Origin of the sequence: Saccharopolyspora sp. (assembly GCF_017434145.1) — a bacterium.
GTDB classification, from domain to species: Bacteria; Actinomycetota; Actinomycetes; order Mycobacteriales; family Pseudonocardiaceae; genus Saccharopolyspora_C; species Saccharopolyspora_C galaxeae.
This window is the reverse complement of the sequence record NZ_JAFRFW010000103.1, coordinates 1-7,384: the sequence shown is the minus strand read 5'-3', so window position 1 is coordinate 7,384 and position 7,384 is coordinate 1. Positions and strand designations below refer to the sequence as shown.

Here is a 7,384-nt window from a genome sequence, read left to right as displayed (position 1 = left end):
GGAGCTGCTGGCCGAGCTGGTGCCGGCGCTGGCCGACCGGGCACCGGAGGCGTTGGACCCGGCGTTCGCCCCGGCGTGGCGCGCCGCTGCGGGCGACGCCGCCGGGTTGCGGGTGGTGCTGGATCAGGTTGCTTCGCTGACGGATGCGCAGGCGGTGTCTTGGCATGCACGTCATGTACGCAGCGAAACCAGTCTGGTGTGAAGTACGCCCGAACGGGCGGTATCCACTTGCCAGGTACGGCATACTCTTCACCCGGTGTGTCGGCCGTTCGGGCCCCCCGACCCGAACGGCCGGCTGCTGTGTGTGCGGCGCGGTCCCCCGAACCGTCCCCGTGCCGCAAGGAGATCCCCGATGCCGAACCGGCACTACATCCAGAAGCTCGTCGTCGACGGCGAGCCGTACGTGAATGCCGACGACCTCGCGGACTGGGTGAAGGACCTGCGCTGGCGCAATCCCGAAGCGCGGCGCGCGGCCGAGTACATCGCCCAGGAACTGCGCTTGATGGGTCTGTCCGACATCGAGGAATCCGTGCGGTGAGCACCGGCGGGCCGGACCGCACCCCGAACGGCCCGGCCCGCCGGATGTGCAGCGGCATGGCCTTGCACCGGCTGAAATGAGATCACCGACCGGAGCGCGCGACCGCGCGGGCCGCGGAAGTGGCAGACTCGGCGTTCCGCAGTGAAGCCGACACGCCGAACGGAGCCGGCCGTGCGCGAACACCTCGATTTCAGCCTGTCCCTGCACCACAGCCTGGCTCCGCCACCGGACCGAGCGTTCTGCTGGTCGCCTTACTCGGTCGCCAGCGCGCTCGGCCTGGTCGCTTCGGCCGCGGGCGGCGAAACCCGCGCTGAGGTGCTCACGGCGTTGCGCGCGGGCGATGAGCCGACCGGCCTGCGGCGGCTGCTGTCCGGGGCGGCCGAACTCACCGCCTCCGGCCCCGGCGAAGATCCGGTGCTGGCGGTCGCGAACACGCTGTGGGCGCACGACGAGCTGCTGGTGCGCGAGTCCTTCCTCGAAACCCTGAAGGAATGGCCGGGCAACGCCGTGCGCACCGCGCCGTTCCGCGTCGATCCCGAGCAGGCCCGGCAGCGGATCAACAGCGACGTCGCCGAGACGACGAGGGATCTGATCCCGGAGCTGCTGGATCCCGGAACCGTCGACGCCGAAACGGTCGCGGCGCTGGTCAACGCGCTGTACTTGAAGGTGGCCTGGCACGAGGCGTTCGACACCCAGGCGACCTCCGAGCAGCCGTTCCATGCCCCGGCAGGGGACCGCGACGTCCCGACCATGACCGCCACCCGCCGCATGAGGTACGCAGCAGCGGACGGCTGGCAGGCGCTGACGCTGCCCGCCGCGGGCGATGTCGAGGCCGTGGTCTTGTTGCCGGACGGCGAGCTCGGCCCGGTCGAGCCGCAGCTGACCGCGGACGCGCTCGATTCGCTCTTGGCCGCGAGCCGGCAACAGCGGGTGGAGCTGCACCTGCCGCGGTTCTCCGTCACCGGCGAGGCCGAGCTCAGCGGCCCGCTGGGTGAGCTGGGGGTGCGCCGGTTGTTCACGCCGGCCGCCGACTTCACCCCGCTCACCGACGAGCCGCTGAAGGTTTCGACGGTCGTGCACCAGGCGGTCTTGCGCGTCGACGAAGCGGGCTTCGAGGGCGCGGCGGCGACCGCGGCGATGATGCGGCTGACCGCGATCGTGCGGGAGGAGGACCCGATCCGGGTCCGGGTGGACCGCCCGTTCCTGTTCCTGGTCCGGCACCGCGAGACCGGCGCGATCTACTTCCTGTCCCGCGTGGTCGACCCGTCCTGAAGCGGCGCTGTCACGTCCGGCCGGGCTGTCCCGTCCCGGTGACGAGTTCCCGCACCGGGCGGGACACCAGCACAGGAGTGCTCATGCCGCGCATCGAACCATTGCCCGCGCAGCGGGCGGGCTGGCTGACCAAGCTGCTGTACCGGGCCGCGAAGTGGCGGTTCGGCGCCGTGCCGGAGCCGCTTGCGGTCGCCGCGCACCACCCGAAGCTGCTGATGTCCATGGGCTGCGCCGAGTTCGCCGTGGACCGGACTGCCCGCAGACTCCCCGCGAACCTGCGGGAGCTGGCGACCTACCGCGCCGCGACCCGGATCGGCTGTTCGTGGTGCGTCGACTTCGGCACGATGGTGCAGCGCAACGAGGGGTTGGACATCGACCGGCTGAAGGAGATCGACGACTACCCGACCTCGCCGAAGTTCACCGCTCGGGAACGAACGGTGCTGGCCTACGCGGACGCGATGACCGACCAGCCGATGCGGGTCACCGACGACCAGGTCGCCGAGCTCGACCGGGAGCTCGGGCACGACGGGCTGGTGGAGCTGACCTACATGATCGCGTTGGAGAACGAGCGCAGCCGGTTCAACCACGCCCTCGGCCTCACCGCGCAGGGATTCACCTCCGGCGAGGCGTGCCGCGTTCCGATTCCGTGAGCGAGAAGTCGACCCGGCCGAGCTTCTCCGGGTTGACCACGTCGTAGATCTCCGCGATGAGTCCGTCCCGCCAGGCGAAACCGACCACGCGGGGCGCGACGCGGCGAGTACCGGTGCCTTCCGGCTCGCCGGGAGTGATCAGCCCGCGCTCGCCGTTGACCAGCACCGGCCGAGCGCTCGACCATAGCCGGTCGCCGTACTTCGCGGCCAGGCCGAGCGCGAAGCGGGCGATCTTCTCCCCGCCGAGCACGGGCCGCCGCGCGGTCGGTGCTTTGCCGTCGCTGTCGCCGAACAAGGTGGCACGCGGATGTAGCAGCCTGGTGAGTTCGTCGAGATCGCCGCCGGCCACGGCGGCGAGGAAGCGTTCCAGCATCTCCTGTTGCTGCGGTGCCGGTACTCGCGGCGGTGCCTCGGCCATCGCGCGCCGCGCGCGGGAGGCGTGCTGGCGCGCGGTCGGGACCGGGCAGTCCAGCAGCTCGGCGATCTCGGCGAATGGCACGTCGAACCCGTCGTGCAGCACGAACGCCACGCGCTGGTCGGGGCTGAGCTCGTGCAGCACCCGCAGCGCCGCCATCCGCAGCTCGTCCCGATCGACCACGAGCTCCAGCGGATCTCGGGCGTCCACGTCGGTGACCACCGGCTCCGGCAGCCAGGGCCCGGCGTAGCGTTCCCGCCGCGCGCTCGCCGAGCGGACCCGGTCCAGGCAGATCCGACCGACCACCGTGCTCAGCCACGGGCCGAGATCGCGGATCTCGGAGCGTTCGGCGTCCAGCCGCAGCCACGCCTCCTGCACCGCGTCCTCGGCGTCGGCGAGCCGCCCGGTCAGCCGGTAGGCGAGCGCGGTCAGCCGGGGACGGTGCTGCTCGAACTCGGCGGCGGTGGTCATGCGAGCGATTGTGCCGCTCGTCGGCGTTTCGTTCGCGGCGCCTAGACTGGACGCGTGGCTGGAAGGATCCGGGAAAGCGACGTCGCCGAGGTACGTGATCGCAACCGGATCGACGACGTCGTCGGTGACTACGTGGCACTGCGCAACGCAGGTGGCGGCGCGTTGAAGGGCCTGTGCCCGTTCCACGACGAGAAGACCCCGTCGTTCAACGTGCGCCCGAGCCACGGCACCTTCCACTGCTTCGGTTGCGGTGAAGGCGGGGACGCCATCGCGTTCCTGATGAAGTCCGAGCATCTCGGCTTCGTCGAGTCGGTCGAGCGGCTGGCCGACCGGGCCGGTGTGGAGCTGCACTACGAAGGCGGCACTCCCGGCGAGAAGCGCGACCGCGGCACGCGGGCGCGGATGGTGGAGGCGCACCGGCTGGCCGCAGAGTTCTACGCCGAACAGCTGCGCTCCCCGGACGCGCTGGCCGCACGGAACTACCTGGCCGAGCGCGGGTTCGACGAGGCGGCGGCGACCAAGTTCGGCTGCGGCTTCGCCCCGGCGGGCTGGGACAAGCTCACCAAGCACCTCATCGGCAAGGGGTTCCAGCTCGACGAGCTCTACAAGTGCGGGCTGGCCAAGGAGGGCAGGCGCGGGCCGCTGGACCGGTTCCACCGCCGCCTGCTGTGGCCGCTGAAGGACCTGGCCGGGGACGTGGTCGGATTCGGCGCCCGGCGCATCTTCGACGACGACCCGATCGAGGCCAAGTACGTCAACACCTCGGCGACGCCGATCTTCAACAAGTCGCAGGTGCTGTTCGGCATCGAGCACGCCAAGCGGGAGATCGCCAAGCGGCACCAGGCGGTCGTGGTGGAGGGCTACACCGACGTGATGGCGATGCACCTGGCCGGGGTGCCGACCGCGATCGCCTCCTGCGGAACGGCTTTCGGCGACGATCACATCGCGGTGCTGCGGCGGCTGATGATGGACGACAACGCTTTCCGCGGTGAGGTCATCTTCACCTTCGACGGCGACGAGGCCGGGCAGAAGGCGGCGCTGAAGGCGTTCGACGGTGAGCAGCAGTTCGCCACCCAGACCTATGTGGCGATCACCCCGGATGGCCAGGACCCGTGCGAACTCCGGCAGCACAGCGGCGACACCGCGGTGCGGGACCTGGTGGCGCGCCGGAAACCGCTGTTCGAGTTCGCCATCCGCAGCCTGCTGGGCGAGTACGACCTGGATTCGGTCGACGGCCGGGTGGAAGCGCTCAAGCGAACGGTCCCGCTGGTCGCGCAGATCAAGGACGTGGAGCGCCGTGACGGCTACGCGGTCCAGTTGGCCGGCTGGACCGGCTGGAACGACGAGAACCAGGTCGTGCGTCGCGTCCGGGAGTCGGCAGGTGCGCCGGTCAAGAAGCCGCGCCGCCGGCCCCCGCGCAATCCGGACCAGGATTCGCTGGGCATGGACGTGGAACTGCCGCAACGTCCGAGCCGGGACGACCCGCGCTGGTGCCAGCGGGAGACCTTGAAGCTGGCGCTGCAGGTGCCGGCGCTGGCCGGGCCGGTTTACGACTCGCTGCCGGGGGAGGCGTTCACCGAGGACGCCTACGGCAAGCTGCACCAGGCGATCGTGGCCGCGGGCGGCACGATGTCCGGGCTATCCGGTGCTTTGCTGGTCGACGCGGTCGGCAAGGAGTGCTCGGACGAGGTGACCCGGCGGCTGCTGACGACCTTGGCGGTGGAGACCCCGGACACCAAGTCCGAGGAGGACCCGCGGTACGCGACGGCGGTGATCGCCCGCCTGCAGGAGATCATGGTCGGCAGGCAGATCGCGGACATCAAGTCGCGGGTGCAGCGCACTTCGCCCACCGAGAGCCCGGACGAGTACAACTCGCTGTTCGGCGACATGCTGGCGCTGGAGCAATACCGGCAGTCGTTGCTGAAGCAGGCGATGGGTGCGTTGTGATCTCCTGGCTTCGCCGGTTCGCCGCCCGCCTGTCGGGAACGGCCGAGGTGCCCGCGGACTTCGCGGGCCGGCTCACCGAGGACGAGGTGGTGCTGGCCGTGGCGCACGCGCCGGAAGGGCCGCTGGTGGCCACGCACTTGGGGCTGTGGTTGCCGGAGGGCCGTCGCGTGGGTTGGCACCTGCTGAGCAAGGCGACGTGGAACGAAGGCGCACTCGCGCTGGTCGAAGCCGAGGAGTCCGGTGCCGCGGGCGCGGCCGTGCTGCTGCGCGATCTGCCGCCGCGACGGTTGCGCCTCACCGCTGCGGGCCGGTTGCCGGAGGTCGTGCACTCCCGCATCACCGGTTCCATCCGCAACACCCAGCACCGCGACCTGCCGGTCGGCGGCGCGCGCTTCGTGCAGCGCAAAGTGCCGGGCCGGGACGGCGTCGTGCTGCAGGTCCGCGCCGATCCGGGCACCGACGAGCAGCAGCTGGCACCGCTCGCGGCCGAGGTCGCGGAGCGGTTGCGCGGCGGTGGACGCAGCTAGCAGTACGGCCGTACTGTGAATGTCGTGTGGGATCCCGACAAGTACCTGTCGTTCCGAGCGCACCGTGACCGCCCGGCGCACGACCTGCTCGCCCGCGTTCCGGAACGCAGCGCGCGCCGAGTGGTCGACCTCGGCTGCGGTGCCGGGAACTTGACCTCGCTGCTCACCGCTCGCTGGCCGGACGCTGCCGTGGAGGCGACCGACTCGTCCCCGGAGATGGTCGAGGCTGCCCGTGCGCGCGGCGTCGACGCGCAGGTGGAGGACGTGCGGGACTGGAAGCCGAGCCCGGACACCGACGTCGTGCTGTGCAACGCGGTGTTGCAGTGGGTGCCGGAGCATCCCGAGCTGCTGCGGAGCTGGCTGCCCGAGCTGCCGCAGGGCGCGAGCTTCGCGTTCCAGGTCCCCGGCAACTTCGACTCCCCGTCCTACGCGGCGATCCGCGAGCTGGTCGCGCAGCCGCAGTGGGCCGCCGAAGGACTGCTGCGCGCCGACTCGGTGCTGGGTCCGCAGGGCTACGCCGAGCTGATCGCCGATCTCGGACTGGGCGTGGACGCCTGGGAGACGACCTACGCGCAGCGCCTCGAGGGCCCGGACCCGGTGCTGGAGTGGCTCAGCGGCACGGCCCTGCGTCCCGTGCGGGCGAGCCTCGACGAGCAGGGATGGGCGGAGTTCCGCGCCGAACTCGGCGCACGCCTGCGAGTCGCCTACCCGCGGCGCTCGGATGGCACGACGTGGTTCCCGTTCCGCCGCGTGTTCGCCGTCGCGCATCGCCTGTGACCTGAGCGGATGCCGGTAGGGAGGGGGGTGTGAGACCTCCCCGCCGGATGCGCTAAAGTAGACGACGTCAGCGCAACGGGGCTGGCGCCCAGATAGATATTCCTCCGTAGCTCAATGGCAGAGCATTCGGCTGTTAACCGAAAGGTTACTGGTTCGAGTCCAGTCGGAGGAGCACAGCGCAAAGGGGCACCGTTCCGGTGCCCCTTTTTGCAGATCCGCAAACCTCGTTCCACCTCTTCGGGCGAACAGGTGTCGAGGCGATCAGAGTCGGGTAACGATCCTGGTCGGCCGCGCGATCTGATTCGTGCACCGACGCGACGTCCCGCGCTGTACGAAGGCTTCCGTGCAGGTCACGGCCGGTTTCCGTGATCATGATCGGGCGGCCGACCGGCCTCGGCCGGTGAGCCGGATCGATTCACGGTGCGTTAGAACCAACGAGACTCCCATTGCCCTACGTCCTCGGGGCAGTGGTGCACGCAAACGGGGACGAAAACCAGGACGGGGGAAGTCAGGATGTCTGCTCCAGGGATCGGCAAGGACCACTTCGCGCTGCCCGACATGGCCACGCTGAACCAGCTGCCGAAGCCGGTCAAAGCACTGGTCTATCTGGTCATGCTCTCGGTGCTGACCGTGGCCGCGGTCAGCGCGCTAGCGAGGATAGGCTACCAGTCGCGTTCGTTCGGCGAGGGCGGAGCCTTGCGCATGCGCATCTTCTTGTCGTTCTCGTGCTCGTCCGAACGTTCCAGGACTCTGCGAAGCAGCTCCTCAACCTCCTTCTCGTCCTTCG

The 7,384-nt window shown here is 70.3% G+C and carries 8 protein-coding genes, 1 tRNA gene and 1 pseudogene; 9 read left to right on the top strand and 1 reads right to left on the bottom strand.

Features of this window, described 5'->3' with window-relative positions:
• The 4 genes and pseudogenes from IJH84_RS02810 to IJH84_RS02795 all read left to right on the top strand — a co-directional run.
• Positions 1-202 (top strand): annotated as a pseudogene (locus IJH84_RS02810) (deoxyguanosinetriphosphate triphosphohydrolase); the annotation flags it as partial.
• A gap of 150 nt (positions 203-352) precedes the next feature.
• Positions 353-538, top strand: a complete 186-nt coding sequence (locus IJH84_RS02805) for a hypothetical protein (RefSeq protein WP_200070988.1) — start codon at positions 353-355, stop codon at positions 536-538.
• A gap of 171 nt (positions 539-709) precedes the next feature.
• Positions 710-1,810, top strand: coding sequence for a serpin family protein (locus IJH84_RS02800; RefSeq protein ID WP_295139850.1), 1,101 nt, complete (start codon positions 710-712; stop codon positions 1,808-1,810).
• 83 nt (positions 1,811-1,893) lie between these two features.
• Positions 1,894-2,460: a carboxymuconolactone decarboxylase family protein gene (locus IJH84_RS02795; RefSeq protein WP_295139849.1), complete on the top strand. Its 567-nt coding sequence runs from the start codon at positions 1,894-1,896 to the stop codon at positions 2,458-2,460.
• Here the strand turns inward: IJH84_RS02795 and IJH84_RS02790 are convergent.
• Positions 2,423-3,346 (bottom strand): sigma-70 family RNA polymerase sigma factor, encoded by a 924-nt coding sequence (locus IJH84_RS02790; protein ID WP_295139847.1) that lies wholly within the window; start codon positions 3,344-3,346, stop codon positions 2,423-2,425. The two genes, IJH84_RS02795 and IJH84_RS02790, sit on opposite strands and share 38 nt — an antisense overlap.
• Positions 3,347-3,400: 54 nt before the next feature.
• On the opposite strand from IJH84_RS02790, the gene dnaG reads away from it, so the two are divergent.
• The 5 genes from dnaG to IJH84_RS02765 form a co-directional block, all read left to right on the top strand.
• Positions 3,401-5,293, top strand: a complete 1,893-nt coding sequence (dnaG, locus tag IJH84_RS02785) for a DNA primase (protein WP_295139845.1) — start codon at positions 3,401-3,403, stop codon at positions 5,291-5,293.
• Complete coding sequence (locus IJH84_RS02780) at positions 5,290-5,820, top strand: hypothetical protein (RefSeq protein WP_200070993.1); 531 nt, start codon at positions 5,290-5,292, stop codon at positions 5,818-5,820. The genes dnaG and IJH84_RS02780 overlap by 4 nt, the downstream gene beginning before the upstream one ends.
• Positions 5,821-5,844: 24 nt before the next feature.
• Entirely contained in the window at positions 5,845-6,597 is a 753-nt protein-coding gene (locus IJH84_RS02775; protein ID WP_295139843.1) for a trans-aconitate 2-methyltransferase, read from the top strand.
• 100 nt (positions 6,598-6,697) lie between these two features.
• A tRNA-Asn gene (locus IJH84_RS02770) sits at positions 6,698-6,769 on the top strand.
• 341 nt (positions 6,770-7,110) lie between these two features.
• Positions 7,111-7,384: hypothetical protein (locus IJH84_RS02765; RefSeq protein WP_295139840.1), on the top strand; the 274-nt coding region annotated here is incomplete at its 3' end.